Here is a 13,866-nt window from a genome sequence, read left to right on the forward strand (position 1 = left end):
CCTCGTCAATATTTCCCTACAATAGCTAGTATTTTAGGTTTTCTAATATCGATTACCCTTAATAGCGTTGGCGTATATTTTCTAAGTGAATAAAATCGTTTTTGCAGTAAGTCTATATAATCAAAGTCGGCAGGGCGTGCAAGCTCCTGAGCTTCTTCGACCGAAGAGACAAAAGAATTCCATTCGATAACGGATTCTAAAACCTCAAAAACGTCTAATTTTTCCTTTTTTGCTTTGATTAAAGCTTGTCCGATGTTCGTAAAGTGTATAACTTTCTCATTCAGCTTTTTACCGTTTTGTTTCTGAATTTCCTCTTGAGCCTTACGGCCTTTTGATAACAGACTAAGTATTTGTCTATCATGAATTTCAAAAGCTTTATCCGTTAACTCTTGAGTAAGATGTAATAAATAGACAGTTAATATCGAATATCGCTTATTTTCTTGAAAGTCACGGAATGCATATGGCTCATATCTTGAGCCTAAGCGAGATAGTTGTAACAGGCGATTGCGATGCAAATGACTAATTTGTACCGTTTCTAATTCCATTCCTCGTATGTATTCGAGTCGTTCTATTACTTTTAGAAATGTTTCGGGTGAAGGATGACCCGGTGGTTCCTTTAACCAACCCAATATCGTTTTATTGGATTCGGATGGATGCTGCGAAGTAATGATCTCTTCAAGCTTTCCTTTTTGTTCATTTGTAAGAGATTGACTAACAGTATTAAACAGTTTCTTTTCAGCCATTGTCCTTGCCTCCCACACCATTCTTTCAAGTGTAGTAATAGCAGGCAGTATGATTTTGTTTTTTCTTAGAAAATCTATACATTCATGTAGTAGATGTATGGCATCGCCATTTTCAAAAGCTAATTGATGAAGATGCTTAAGTGCTATTCGATATTCTCTTAGAGTAAAAGTTACAAAGTCGTATTCACTTCGAAGTTCTTTCAAATGATCCCAAAGTGTATTTTCTCTTTGAGGATAAAGACTAATCGAAGATGGAGTGGCACCGATTTGTTTCGATATATAATGTATGACTGATTCCGGGATGCTTTTGATATGAGTGTATGGCCAACCGGGATACCGAAGAACAGCTAATTGAACAGCAAACCCTAAACGGTTTTCTTCTCTCCTTCGCTTATTAACTATTTCTAAATCCCGTTTGGAAAAAGTGAAGTAGGTCCCCAATATCCATTCATCTTCAGGGATTTGCATAAAATCCTGCCTCTGTTCCAGTGTAAGCAATTCTCTACCTCTCGCAATTTTCATTCAGTATCATCCCATTTCCATAATTATTCAGTTAATTAGTTCAATTATATATCAATAGAGTGTACTCTATTGATACAAGTATAGTAGACTGATAAAATCATAGTTAAGAGTGTCTCATAAGACTTGTCTCAAAAACGAGGTGAAATTTTGCAGAAAATCGGTTATGTACGCGTCAGTTCGACTAGCCAAGATCCTTCAAGGCAATTTTGGCAATTGAACGAAATTGGAATGGATATTATTTATGAAGAAAAAATTTCAGGAGCCACAAAAGATCGTGAACAACTTCAAAAAATGTTAGAGGATTTACAGGAAGGTGACATTATTTATGTTACAGATTTAACTCGGATCACTCGAAGTTCTCAAGATTTATTTGAATTGATTGATTTAATACGAAATAAAAAGGCAAGCTTAAAATCACTTAAGGATACATGGCTAGATTTATCAGAAGATAATCCATATAGCCCAATTCTTAATTACGGTAATGGCTGGTGTTAACCAATTAGAGCGAGACCTTATTCGTATGCGTCAGCGTGAAGGAATTGAGCTCGCAAAGAAAGAAGGGAAGTTTAAAGGACGGTTAAAGAAATATCATAAAAATCACGCAGGAATGAATTATGCAGTAAAGCTATATAAAGAAGGAAATATGACTGTTTTCACAAATTCATTAACCCCGATTACATTTGACTTGTAAAGTTTTTAACCAAAAACTATCCCCATAATAAGTTTATAGGATAGTTTAATAATGTTAACTAGAGTGTTTAAAATATTCAATATAACATGTTTGTTTATCCTTAGAAAAGGAGTGGTAAACAATGAACCTATCTACGAGGATTTTATGACTGCCTTTCCATTCTAGTATCTGCTCTTGTACTTGTACCAAGTGTCTGGATCTTATCCTCAATACGTTCTAATAACCTTAATTTATCGCAGGTTAAGGGGCAGTAAAAATCAGGAAACACCTATTTCATTTATAGAAAATGAGATTGTAAATAATAACTTATTTTATAAGAGAAACCACTTTAATTATCCAGCTCTTTCTTACTCAAACTATTGGCTCCCAATTAATGGGATCATGTCAACACCAATATTGCTTTCCATGGAGGACATTCTTCAATTACCTTCAAAAACAATACTAGCTGTCCTTGAATGTTCAGGGGATAAACGTAACCTTTTCGAACCTAAAGTATTTGGAGAACAATGGGAAAAGGTGCTATAAGCCAAGGCTATTGGAAGGGTGTACCGTTACGAACCCTGCTGGAACTTTCCGGGATAAGGGAAGGATCAAAAGAAATTGTCGTAGAAGGATATGATTTTGGAGAAAGAACCGATCTAAATGAGGTTTTTACCTACGCTAGAAGTCAGCCTATAGAGAAGGCTATCCATCCTGATACCATTATTGCCTATGAATATAATAACCAGCCAATTCCGTTTAAACATGGTTATCCACTAAGATTAATTGTTCCACAGTGGTATGCAATGGCGTCTGTTAAATGGATAAAGCAGATTAGTGTTATTGATTCTAATTTTAAAGGACCATTTCAAACAATCGATTATGTGTATTATCCTGATAAAGAAAATAATAAAGATGCCTACCCTGTTACTACAATAAATGTAAACTCGACGATTCAAAAGCCTTTAGATAAGGAGACTTTAAATAATGGTAAGCATTTGATTAAAGGGATTCCTTGGACAGGTAAAGGCTTTATTACAAAGTTGGAGATAAGTATCGACGGTGGATTACTTGGCTAAATGCAATGTTAGAGTCAGCTAAAAATGCTGGTTATGGGTGGCAATCTTGGTCTTATGAGTGGACTGTACTGGACAAAGGTGAATATAAGATTATGACAAAAGCTACTGATTCTTATGATAGAACTCAACCAACCCTACCTTTCTGGAATAGAAAAGGTTACGGTTATAATGCAATTGATGAAATTTAAGATTGAATAGAAAGCTAAATAAAGAAGAGAATGTTGTATAGAATACCTAGTCCAGACCTAAATGTAAATCATTCGGATAATGCGACTGTCTTAAGGTGTACAGCATGCACACTTGATTAACTTACCTTTATTTAAGGCAGAAAGAAAAACAAGCCATTGTAATTATGATTAATTACAGTGGCTCTTTATTAAAGTTTACATATTGCTTTTTAAACGTTTTAAAATACGATAGTAATCATCCAAATCAATCCCTGGAGCGAATTGCTCTGGAAGTTCTGGAAAATCGGGTACAGGCGCACCTTCAGGCATTCCGTCAATTACATGCAGCCTTTCACCTGTTTCTGGGTTTGCACCTTTCCATATTTGGTTGATATCACGATAATCCGCTTCTCCCCATGTATACAACACATTGTACAATCCTTGATCCATAAACTTTTTGGCATAATCAAACTTATTATTATCCAAACTTGGAACTGGAAGCATTTTACCCACATCCACACCTGTAGCTACTTCTAGTGCTTTTGCATAGGCAATAATATGAGTCCCACCTCTGACAAGCAAGTATCCGGTCATCTCTAAGGCAGTCGGATGGGTCGTCATTTCATACACACGCATTTTGTGGTTTCTAGCACCGATTTCCAATAAATAATTGGCGAGTAGATCTTCAACGAGCGTTCCACTGTTATTTACATACGACCCATTCCACGGTCTTCCCATCCCGTCACCTGGAAAAGCTGTTTGAGCAGTGGTTGTAAAATGTGTAGAATAACGGGCATCCTTTCCATTTTGCAGTGGGGCGGTATCAGGATTGCCAGGAATGGTATTGCCAATCGAAAGCAGATTAATTGCATTCGCTACTAATTCAACATGGCCAAATTCCTCCGCTGTAATACTTGCAATTAAATCATAAAAGGGCTTTAGCTTTTTTTTACCGCGGAAATTAAAGGATTGAAACATGTAATTGTTTAAGGTGGACATCTCACCGAATTTTCCACCCATTAATTCTTGTACAGCTGCAGCAGCATTCATATCGCCATGTTCTGGATATGGTAACTCAATGGCAATTTTATTCACGCGTTTCATCATAAGCTTTACACCTCCATCCGTAAACAATAATCATTTTCATCATATGTTGGATGGAGCTTGGCTTATTCTCACATCGTCGAATGAAACCAAATTATTTGTGCTGTACGTACATAGAATGGTGTCCCGCCCATCATGATGACGATATGATCAGGCATGACCTCTCGTAATACACCTCGTACAGAGCCGTGGGTCGTTTGAACAGCAAGGGATTGATTGTGAAGTCCCATTAAAGCTTGATAAACATATGGATCACTAAGTTTCCATTTTTCACTCATTTTCAACACACTCCTTTTCATGAAGCCCATAGCAGTATATGCAAGGAAGTAAAAATGTGCATTTGTCCAATTGGAATGTTGGTTTTCGGATTTATTCAGACATCCATTCTTTCATTAGAAAAATAAACCCAGATTCTGAATCCAAAATAAAAACACCTATGAAATAGTGTCAGGGCGTTTCAATCTTAATAATCACCAATTACTGTGTGGCTGGGGCTATAAACTTCCTGATTTGATACTCAATATCCTTCTTAAACTAACGGTGGCACCCGTTACTTTAAGTGTAACTGTTCACAAACTTACTTTATTATAGATTTTTCCAATTCATTTTTATGTGTTATAATCGTTATAATCGTTATAATCGTTATAATAATTATAATAAGGATGTGATCTTTTGGAGCAATTCGAAAGAAAAGTTACGAAGGTTGGAAATAGTTTTGGAATTACTCTTCCTCATGAGTTACTTAAACAAGTTGGCTTAGCACATGGTGACGATGTTCAGGTTGAAGTTAAGGATGGGAAAATTGTTTTGAGAAAAAAAGAGCAGGTAACACTTCCTAAAGGCGTTGATACAGAATTCATGGATATTTTAAATGATGTCATTAATGAGCATGACAAAGCGTTTAAAGGGTTAGTGAACAGATAATGAATGACGTCATCTATCTCAAAACGAACCAGGTGATTGCTATTAATACAGTACAAATTCGTCAGCCTTACATAAAAAACACAATATTTAACTCAATAAACGCAACCACTTGTTCAATAAGAAAAACTATTTTTTAATGCTTTTGTATATTAAAAACCCTACCCCAGAAATTACTGTAAAATTATCAAGATTAGTATCAATTCAGGTACTTCCACCATAATCACCCCCATTATCTAATTTTGAACTATGATAATTTTCACATATATTGTAGCTATATGAAGTGTGATAAATCACAAATCCTTACTTCACTAAAGCACCCCGTTAGTTGAACTATTAACCATCAAAGTTGTCTTCAAAGGATTCTTCCCACAAAATGATACCATTTTTATCAAGAGCTTCGATTTTTATCGTTTCAGGTTCATTAGAAGTCGATTCTTTCACAAATATACTATACCAAGCAGAATGGTTATCGTTGATTTTTAAAATATCAGCTTCATAAACTCTGTAACCCTGTTTTACCTGAACCTTTTCAATTTGATTATTAGTTATCGAACCACCAAATAAAATATAACTTGAATAACTAACTTGTTCCCAGTTAAATCCATCTTTAGGGTTCAATGAATTTAGCTTTATATTTCCATCAAAGCTCGGTTTCTTTGAGGATACCATTAAATGATTTCCTATCTCATCTTTATAAAAGACGGAGATTTTATTCTCTTCAAGCTTCTTATGAAGAATTTCCGTTGATTCGGGATGCGGAAGAAAATTACTTAGTAGGTTGGATTCAAGAATATTCTTTTTCATTTCGAACATTTCTTGCTTCAAGTTCTCGTTTTCATAGTGAATATTTAGGTAATCACTATGTAATTCGCTGTACATTTCTTCTAACATATTTAGTTCTTCTTCGTCTGATAAATCTGGAATTACATCTTCACTTTCAGCAGGTTCAATAAAATAAGTCGCTGAAACAAAGAAGGCAATAATGAAAATAATCAAAATCACATTTTTATTTATCCTCATTTCTTCTTCTCCTTAGTTAAAATCATAGTTCTCTCTAAATTGCTTGTGCTTGTTATTTAATATATTCAACAAAAAAGGTGCTTCTCCTTCTTTAAGAAAAGCACCCGATATTCATTTGTATCAATATGCCTTGTTGCACAATCCTGCCCCTTTAGTTTAAGAACATTTCTTCACAATCTATCCACATCTTACCACAGCATTTAGCAAATTTAGATTATTTGCTAGAAAATTTTAAATAAATAGCGAAGGGGGAATCAGCTCGAAAAAAATTAAACAGCACCCTATTGTCGCGCGCATGCAACAATAAGGTGCTGTTTCTATATTTGCTCCTCACACAGTCTTTTTCCTTAAAACAATGTTTAATTGCTCTGAACTTAACAACATCACCAAAATATACACAACCATAAAAATCGGGAAAATCATGATCGTTGTATGAGATGCAATCAAGCCAATAATAGGAGGCATAAACGTGCTACCGGTATATGCCACCGCCATTTGATACCCCATAATGTTTTGCGACTGCGCTTTACCAAAGCGAGTTGGTGTTTCATGTAACATACATGGAAAAATCGGTGCTAACCCAAATCCAATTATAATAAAACCGACTAGCGAGAATGTAGTTGGCAATGGTAACACTAGAAGTACAGCACCAACTAGAGCTATCATTTGTCCTAATCTAATCAGCATGCGGTTACTCAATTTAAACGTAACAAAACCAGTTAAAAATCTCCCCACCGTTAATCCTGCCCAATAGAAGGACACCCACTTTGCAGCAGTTGCCGCGGACAAGTCCTTTACATTGACGAGATAACTACTTCCCCAAAGCCCGACCGTTGCTTCCACCCCGCAATAAAATAGAAAGGACAACAGCGCTAGCTTCACGCCTTTTATTTTCAATGGCTTTACCTGCTTTGTTTTTGAAGTAGCTTCCTCATGGATTTCTTCCGTTCTTTCATTTATCCCACGCTTTTTCGCTACACTTTTCCAAAGTGGTATGGAGACTAACAAGATAGCCGCTAATGCGAACTGGATTCCTGCAATGGTGAAATAACCACTTCTCCATGCATCCTGTCCTACCATAAACTGGGCCATAATAATCGGACCAAAGGTTGCTCCTACACCCCAAAAACTATGTAACCAACTCATATGGTGTGCCTTATAATGTAACGCTACATAATTATTTAATGCAGAATCAACAGCCCCTCCGCCCAATCCAAGAGGGATGGAAAGTACAACCAACCAAACAATCGACGGTGCAAAATAAAACCCAAGTAAAGCACTAGCCGTCATGAGGACACTCACAAAGGTTACCTTTGCTGTTCCAAATCGTGTAATGACTCTGCCACTAACTAAACTAGAAATTATAGTACCACCCGAAATGGTCATAAAAAGTAATCCGGCTGTCTCAAGAGGAACCCCAAAGTCCGGTTGCATCACGGGCCAAGCTGCTCCTAATAGCGAATCCGGTAACCCTAAACTAATAAAAGCCAAATAAATAATAATTAAAAGTAATAGCGTCATGTTTAACTCTCCCCTTCACTTATTAAACATCTTTAATAAGTTGTTAAAAATAGCAGCATCCATATTTGTTGAATGCCTACGGTTATCTACTACTTTTCTCATCGATCATGACATCGATACAACGTGTTTGTAATCCAAATAAATAGTCTTGTTCCCAATCACTCATCTGAAACTCTGGAAGATGCTCGGATGGGATATACTTTGCACTTATCGCCTTAATTTTTTCTATTGTAGATTGGTTCACATCGTCTTTACAAAATATAAAAACATGAGGATTAATAATCGCAACAAACGACGCTACTAATCTACTAACCGCATCAATCTCATCATCCTCAACCATTTCTTTATTCCGTCGGTTCCCCTTATTTAACGCTTGTTGGAAGTTTCGATTATCATATTGCGGAATGTACTGAACTTCTCCCGAGAAAAACGTGCTTCCACGAACAACATCACCATTTAACATAATTCCCGCACCAGGTCCATTTTGGCCAGAATACAGGTATACAAGGGACTCTTCCTTCATTTTTCTATTATGGTAATATCCAAGAACAGCTGCATTCATATCGTTTTCCACTGCGACAGGAATCGAAAAATGCTCCTCATAGAAATGTTTCAGATCGATATTTTGAAACGCATCGTATCCCGGTATATGAAAAATCCGTCCACTATCAACGGCACCAGGTACCCCGATCGCCATAGCACTGATTTTAGGATTGGCAGCTACTAATGTCTCGATGTAATTCGTTAATGATTTCAAATCGCCATCTTCTAATACACTAGCAAATTTTCCTTGCTCCTTTATTTCTCCCAAACTATTAAAAATCGTATAACTTGTCTCGGACTTCTCTAAGAAAATGGCAAGGCCAAGCATATATTCAGGATTGTACCTATATCGCTTTGCTCTTCTGCCACCACTTGATTCATCTAGACCAACAGAAATAATTTCCCCGTCCTTCTCCATCTGAGCTAAGAACTTACTTATGGTTGGGAAACTAACATTCAATTTATCACTTAGTTCTACTTTGGTCGTACTTCCAAAATCTAAAAGAGTTGTACGGATACCTCGTAGAATTATATTTTTCATAGACTTTGGACTCGCCGAATTTTCATTCACTTAGCTCACCACCTAACCACTTATTAAATTACTTTAATAAGTTATGATGAAAATATACCATATTTAATTTTTCGTGCCAACAACAAGTTTTAACGCGAACATATATTCTTGTTTTTCTACTAGATTTAGTTTATAATCAATTATAGAAATTTCAGAAAAAGTGGTGTCATAATGAAATCTGTAAGTCATGAAGATATGTTATTTGAAGAATTGTATCAGGTTGTTCGTGCCCGCTTTCATGTTGAACTGCGTCATGTGGAACAGATAAAGCGTGGCTGGCTAAATAGGAAATGGAAAATAGAGACCCATGAAGGGACATATCTTCTCAAGCAGTATAATCAAGACCGGCTAAAAAAATATTCGATTGACGAGCTGCATCATGTGTTTTCGGAGCAAAACCGCCTACATAGTCTCGGCTTCCCTTGTCCAAAAATCTTTTCCGATGAAGATGAGGTTTTCTTTGAGACACTTAGTGGAGAACGATTTATTATGATGGAATTTTGCTCGGGTCAATTGATGAAGCCAGGGAAGCTAACGGATGAGCAGATGTTCCAGTTAGGATACTATACGGGGAAGATGCATGCCTTTTTGAATGATGGTAAGACTCCTACTAAAAAGAATCCGATGTTTGTGCCACCCTCGAAAGACGAGCGTATGGGTTATTGGAAAAAGGTATTGAACGAAGTGTCTCTTGCTGGGAAATATGAGTTGTCACCAATCATAGAAAAACAACTTCAGTTAATGGAAGTATTTCAGATGGATCAGCTGAACTTAAAAAGCGTTGGTTGGGCGCATCGTGACTTGTGGGTAGATAATATGTTATTCCAAGAAAATCAGCTATCGGCGATACTCGATTTTGACCGATTAAATTATGACCATCTCCTGTTAGACGTCGGGAGAGCGATTATTTCTGGTGCATTGGATGGCGACTCGCTGCATGTGAAAGGTATTAAATCCTTTGTCCAAGGTTATAGTCTTTTCCGTCCAACTGGTGAGAAATTTATCGCAGATGCATTAAAACTTTTATGGTATTTAGAAAGTGAATGGTGGTTGGATGTTCAAATGGATCAACGTAAAGGACCACCGATTCGGTTTGTTCAGGAAATGATTTGGCTGTCCGAGCATTTATTGGAGTTATGTTAGCAGGCACCTAGATTTTACATTTCCCGGGAAATATCGACAATATATTGTCGAATTAGGAGAGGAAGATTAATATGTACAAATTTTTTCAGTATAACTGGCAAGTACGAGATGAATGGTTGGCTTGGTGTGAGCAGCTCCCTAAGGAAGAATTGTTAAAGGAGCGAGTCGGGGGACAGAAAAATATTCTTCATACGTTATTACATATTATCGATGTGGAATATAGTTGGGTGCGGGCTATTCAGGGGAAAGAAGATATTCCTTTTGATTTCCGATCTTATACAGAATTGGAACGAGTGAAAGAAATATCTCGTGAGTATCGAGAAGAGATTCAGGAATTTCTTCAACGTAATGATGCGTCTTCTGGTGATTGGTCCGTTACGGCACCTTGGATGGAAGGAAGTAGGTTTACGAAGGACGAGATTCTCCATCATATTATTGCCCATGAGATACACCATATTGGGCAATTATCGATTTGGGCAAGAGAGTTAGGATTAGACCCAGTATCAGCTAACGTAATATTTAGGGGACTGTTTTAAGAGGGGGATTCATTTGATCATTACAACTAGTGATGGCGTAAACTTATTTATTGAAAAAGAGGGTTCTGGATTTCCTTGTATTTATTTACATGGCGGACCTGGATATTGGAGTAAGTCATTTCAGCATTTTGTAGGGAAGTCACTTGAGGAAGATTTAGAGATGATTTATTTAGATCAACGAGGATGTGGACGTTCTAGCTTAGCGGCTAATCGGGATTATTCGTTAGAACGACTACTTGAGGATTTGGAAGAAGTACGTGTGCAGCTTAAGATTAAAGAGTGGTATGTGATGGGGCATTCCTTTGGTGCTTTATTAGCAGTTAACTATGCCAATAGCCATCCGAAGAGTGTAAAAGGTTTAATGTTATCCAATGGTACATTAGATATGAAGGAATCTTTTACTCATCAGGTTTTGCAGGGTAGGAAACTGTTAGGAATGGATGAATTGGAGCCACCGGGCAATAACGTTCCGGAGCTTGTTGATTCTTTCTTTTTCACTGCTCTGCAATTAATGGAGAAAAATTTATTTTATCAGCTTCAATTTACATCACTTGCTGATAAGGAAAAGATGGATGCCATTGATGAGGAGTTAGAGTCACAGCCAGATTTTCAGCAGTATATTTTTTCAAACGAAGAATATTTTCAAGACTTCAGAAGTTTAACTTCTTCTATCACAAAACCTGTGTTAGTATTGTCCGGGAAATACGACGATGCGATTGGGCCTGATCATCAAGAAGCCTTTCATTTCGAGAATGCAACCTACATCCAACTTGATAGTGGGCATCATCCTTATGTAGATTGTTCATATGAATTTCAAAAGGCTGTTTTAGACTTTATTCGGGGATAATAAAAAAAGAAGATTTGCCACTAAAATAGCAAATCTTCTCCCCCTTAATGCATTTGTACCTTATGCAAATTCGCAAAGACACCATTTCTTCTAATTAATTCTTCATGTGTGCCTTCTTCTTCAATCCCTTTTTTCGTTACGACCATAATGCGATCCGCATTTCGAATCGTCGCAAGTCTATGGGCAATAACTAGTGTTGTTCTGTCTTTTGCCAAATCATTTAATGCTTCCTGAATAATCATTTCCGTCTCGGTATCTAATGCAGAAGTTGCTTCATCTAGAATGAGAATTGGCGGGTTCTTTAAGAACATACGCGCAATCGCAATCCGTTGCTTTTGTCCACCGGATAATTTCAGCCCACGTTCTCCAACCTGTGTTTCATACCCGTCCGGCAATTCATTAATAAACTCTTCTAAATGGGCTCTTCTCGCTGCTTGTCTGATTTCTTCTTCTGTTGCATCTAACTTACCATAAGCGATATTTTCTCGAAGTGTTCCGGTAAATAGGAATACATCCTGCTGTACAATACCAATATTTTCCCGTAAAGAACGCTTCGTCATATCGCGAATATCCATACCATCAATCGTAATTTGTCCACTATCCACATCATAGAAGCGTGGAATTAGTGATGAAATGGTCGTTTTCCCAGCACCAGATGGACCAACAAAAGCTACCGTCTCTCCAGCATTAATATTGAAGCTCATCGCTTTTACGACTGGACCTTGCGTTTTTTCATATCCAAACGTTACTTTATGGAAAGAAATATAGCCTTGTAATTTGTTAACCGGCTTTGCATCTTTTCTATCCTGTACATCTGGCTCTGTATCGAGAATTTCTGTAAATCGCTTAAATCCAGCCATTCCCTTCGGATACAATTCTAATAGCGCACTAATTTTATTAATCGGATTAAACAAGACATTAGTAAATAGGATAAAACTTACTAACTCCCCATGTGTCATCCGACCATTAAACGTTAACCAAGCACCATATACTAAAACAATTAACACGATTAATCGCATCATCATGTAAATATTAGAATGAACGAACGCCATAATTTTATATGCACCGACTTTTGCTTTTCTAAAATTGTAGTTATCTTTTGTAAAACGTTTCATTTCATAATCTTCATTTGTAAAAGATTGCACGACACGAACACCGGATACGGAGTCTTCTACACGTCCATTAACTTCCGCAATCTCTTCATACATTGATTTCCAAGCCTGATTCATTTTGATATTACTGTATGTAATTAACCAAATTAGGATTGGTACGATAATCAGAATGATGACCGTTAGCTGGAAATTAATATTAAACATTAATGCAAATGCCCCAACGAATGTCATCAGTGCAATAAATAAATCCTCTGGTCCGTGGTGAGCGAATTCCCCGATATCAAATAGATCATTCGTAATTCTACTCATAATATGACCCGTTTTTGTATTATCAAAAAAGCGGAAGGATTGTCTTTGTACATGGTGGAATAAGTCCTGGCGCATATCGGTTTCAATATTTACTCCAAGCTTATGTCCCCAATATGTAACAATATATTGCATAAACGTACTCAGTAAATAGACCGCTAATAACGAGATACTTACTAGTACAATTAAATTCCAATTTTGCGAAGGGAGTAATCTATCGATAAACTCCTGTACCGCAATCGGAAAAGCTAGTTCTAATATCGCTACAAATACCGCACAGGTAAAGTCAATAATAAAAAGCCTTTTATGAGGCTTATAATAGGAGAAAAAACGTCTTAGCATAAGTTGCACTTCCTTCTGTCTAAAAATAAACACTATAAACTCAGCGTTTCTCAATTATATCTCTTTTTATACTATACATTTGATTGTTTGCGAAGGAAAATTTTATGATTAGAATTTTTTAAGAAATTAATTTTTTCCCATAGCTTGTCAATATTGTCCATTCTTCTGCATACATATAAATGAACAAAATTCAGCCAGTAGGAGGAGATTCCCATTAGACTGAACATGAATATGGCAACGTGGCTTTGTTATGCGGTTGGGTATGTGTTTATTACTTCTGGAGTTATAAAATTGATAGACACGGATTTTCGAGCGGCATTTTATTCATTTGGTATTCCGTCTCATCAAACAACTTTATTATTGGTAGCACTCGTTGAAATTGGATGTGGTGCATTAATTGCATGTGGAATGTATGTAAGAAAGGCAACTATTCCGTTAATCGTCATTATGATTGGCGCCTTATACTTTTCCAAACTTCCTTATCTCGTAAATGAAGGCATTCTCACCTTTTTATTCCAATCAAGATTAGATATTGTCATGATTATTCTTTTACTTCAATTATACAAGCATGTTCCTGGGAAAAAATTTTAAAGGAAATTCAGATATTAACAGATAATCAACGTACTTTTTATAAGTTATACACATTTTTATCCACATATGCACAAATGTTCGCAGATATTTTGTGTTTTCGATTCAACTCGACACAAAATATAGAT

13 protein-coding genes and 3 pseudogenes are annotated in these 13,866 nt (G+C 36.5%); 9 read left to right on the forward strand and 7 right to left on the reverse strand.

Annotation, left to right across the window (positions count from 1 at the left end; genetic code table 11):
- Positions 1 to 32: 32 nt before the first annotated feature.
- Positions 33 to 1,265: pseudogene (locus tag AB1K81_RS11060) on the reverse strand (DUF4158 domain-containing protein); the annotation flags it as partial.
- A 147-nt stretch (positions 1,266 to 1,412) separates the two neighbouring features.
- Between AB1K81_RS11060 and AB1K81_RS11065 the strand changes: the two are divergent.
- The 4 genes and pseudogenes from AB1K81_RS11065 (at position 1,413) to AB1K81_RS11080 (ending at position 3,202) form a co-directional block, all read left to right on the forward strand.
- Positions 1,413 to 1,956 (forward strand): annotated as a pseudogene (locus AB1K81_RS11065) (recombinase family protein).
- A gap of 381 nt (positions 1,957 to 2,337) precedes the next feature.
- Positions 2,338 to 2,738 (forward strand): annotated as a pseudogene (locus tag AB1K81_RS11070) (molybdopterin-dependent oxidoreductase); the annotation flags it as partial.
- A 3-nt stretch (positions 2,739 to 2,741) separates the two neighbouring features.
- Positions 2,742 to 3,014, forward strand: coding sequence for a molybdopterin-binding protein (locus AB1K81_RS11075; protein WP_412976862.1), 273 nt, complete (start codon positions 2,742 to 2,744; stop codon positions 3,012 to 3,014).
- Positions 3,015 to 3,019: 5 nt separating this feature from the next.
- Positions 3,020 to 3,202 (forward strand): hypothetical protein, encoded by a 183-nt coding sequence (locus tag AB1K81_RS11080; RefSeq protein ID WP_250620307.1) that lies wholly within the window; start codon positions 3,020 to 3,022, stop codon positions 3,200 to 3,202.
- Between the two features lie 195 nt (positions 3,203 to 3,397).
- Here the strand turns inward: AB1K81_RS11080 and AB1K81_RS11085 are convergent, their stop codons facing one another.
- Positions 3,398 to 4,288, reverse strand: coding sequence for a manganese catalase family protein (locus AB1K81_RS11085; protein ID WP_041054396.1), 891 nt, complete (start codon positions 4,286 to 4,288; stop codon positions 3,398 to 3,400).
- Between the two features lie 68 nt (positions 4,289 to 4,356).
- Complete coding sequence (locus AB1K81_RS11090) at positions 4,357 to 4,563, reverse strand: YuzF family protein (protein WP_412976700.1); 207 nt, start codon at positions 4,561 to 4,563, stop codon at positions 4,357 to 4,359.
- A gap of 394 nt (positions 4,564 to 4,957) precedes the next feature.
- Between AB1K81_RS11090 and AB1K81_RS11095 the strand changes: the two genes are divergently transcribed.
- Complete coding sequence (locus tag AB1K81_RS11095; protein ID WP_091775512.1) at positions 4,958 to 5,209, forward strand: AbrB/MazE/SpoVT family DNA-binding domain-containing protein; 252 nt, start codon at positions 4,958 to 4,960, stop codon at positions 5,207 to 5,209.
- 333 nt (positions 5,210 to 5,542) lie between these two features.
- On the opposite strand, the gene AB1K81_RS11100 is transcribed toward AB1K81_RS11095, so the two are convergent.
- The 3 genes from AB1K81_RS11100 to AB1K81_RS11110 form a co-directional block, all read right to left on the reverse strand.
- Positions 5,543 to 6,229: a hypothetical protein gene (locus AB1K81_RS11100; protein ID WP_412976701.1), complete on the reverse strand. Its 687-nt coding sequence runs from the start codon at positions 6,227 to 6,229 to the stop codon at positions 5,543 to 5,545.
- 330 nt (positions 6,230 to 6,559) lie between these two features.
- Positions 6,560 to 7,750, reverse strand: a complete 1,191-nt coding sequence (locus tag AB1K81_RS11105) for an MFS transporter (RefSeq protein WP_412976702.1) — start codon at positions 7,748 to 7,750, stop codon at positions 6,560 to 6,562.
- Positions 7,751 to 7,832: 82 nt separating this feature from the next.
- Positions 7,833 to 8,864 carry an ROK family transcriptional regulator gene (locus AB1K81_RS11110; RefSeq protein ID WP_412976703.1) on the reverse strand — a complete coding sequence of 344 codons (1,032 nt, stop codon included), beginning with the start codon at positions 8,862 to 8,864 and terminating at the stop codon, positions 7,833 to 7,835.
- A gap of 171 nt (positions 8,865 to 9,035) precedes the next feature.
- Between AB1K81_RS11110 and AB1K81_RS11115 the strand changes: the two genes are divergently transcribed.
- From AB1K81_RS11115 to AB1K81_RS11125, 3 genes are all read left to right on the forward strand, one after another.
- A complete protein-coding gene (locus tag AB1K81_RS11115) occupies positions 9,036 to 10,007 on the forward strand; it encodes a phosphotransferase (protein ID WP_412976704.1) in 972 nt (323 codons plus the stop codon).
- A gap of 71 nt (positions 10,008 to 10,078) precedes the next feature.
- Positions 10,079 to 10,543, forward strand: coding sequence for a DinB family protein (locus AB1K81_RS11120; protein WP_412976705.1), 465 nt, complete (start codon positions 10,079 to 10,081; stop codon positions 10,541 to 10,543).
- 13 nt (positions 10,544 to 10,556) lie between these two features.
- On the forward strand, positions 10,557 to 11,390 hold the full coding sequence (locus AB1K81_RS11125; RefSeq protein WP_412976706.1) for an alpha/beta fold hydrolase: 834 nt from the start codon (positions 10,557 to 10,559) through the stop codon (positions 11,388 to 11,390).
- Between the two features lie 44 nt (positions 11,391 to 11,434).
- Here the strand turns inward: AB1K81_RS11125 and AB1K81_RS11130 are convergent, their stop codons facing one another.
- Positions 11,435 to 13,150: an ABC transporter ATP-binding protein gene (locus AB1K81_RS11130; RefSeq protein WP_412976707.1), complete on the reverse strand. Its 1,716-nt coding sequence runs from the start codon at positions 13,148 to 13,150 to the stop codon at positions 11,435 to 11,437.
- A gap of 231 nt (positions 13,151 to 13,381) precedes the next feature.
- Between AB1K81_RS11130 and AB1K81_RS11135 the strand changes: the two genes are divergently transcribed.
- Positions 13,382 to 13,741 (forward strand): DoxX family protein, encoded by a 360-nt coding sequence (locus tag AB1K81_RS11135; protein ID WP_412976863.1) that lies wholly within the window; start codon positions 13,382 to 13,384, stop codon positions 13,739 to 13,741.
- Positions 13,742 to 13,866: the final 125 nt, after the last annotated feature.

This window comes from Ornithinibacillus jepli (assembly GCF_047228935.1).
In the GTDB taxonomy this organism is placed as follows: Bacteria; Bacillota; Bacilli; order Bacillales; family Amphibacillaceae; genus Ornithinibacillus.

Bases quoted from the DNA above. Each gene is read 5' to 3' on its own strand.
- AB1K81_RS11100 (WP_412976701.1), bottom strand. From the start codon at position 6,229: ATGAGGATAAATAAAAATGTGATTTTGATTATTTTCATTATTGCCTTC.
- AB1K81_RS11085 (WP_041054396.1), bottom strand. From the start codon at position 4,288: ATGATGAAACGCGTGAATAAAATTGCCATTGAGTTACCATATCCAGAA.
- AB1K81_RS11135 (WP_412976863.1), top strand. From the start codon at position 13,382: ATGGCAACGTGGCTTTGTTATGCGGTTGGGTATGTGTTTATTACTTCT.
- AB1K81_RS11130 (WP_412976707.1), bottom strand. From the start codon at position 13,150: ATGCTAAGACGTTTTTTCTCCTATTATAAGCCTCATAAAAGGCTTTTT.
- AB1K81_RS11115 (WP_412976704.1), top strand. From the start codon at position 9,036: ATGAAATCTGTAAGTCATGAAGATATGTTATTTGAAGAATTGTATCAG.
- AB1K81_RS11080 (WP_250620307.1), top strand. From the start codon at position 3,020: ATGTTAGAGTCAGCTAAAAATGCTGGTTATGGGTGGCAATCTTGGTCT.
- AB1K81_RS11075 (WP_412976862.1), top strand. From the start codon at position 2,742: ATGGCGTCTGTTAAATGGATAAAGCAGATTAGTGTTATTGATTCTAAT.
- AB1K81_RS11105 (WP_412976702.1), bottom strand. From the start codon at position 7,750: ATGACGCTATTACTTTTAATTATTATTTATTTGGCTTTTATTAGTTTA.
- AB1K81_RS11120 (WP_412976705.1), top strand. From the start codon at position 10,079: ATGTACAAATTTTTTCAGTATAACTGGCAAGTACGAGATGAATGGTTG.
- AB1K81_RS11090 (WP_412976700.1), bottom strand. From the start codon at position 4,563: ATGAGTGAAAAATGGAAACTTAGTGATCCATATGTTTATCAAGCTTTA.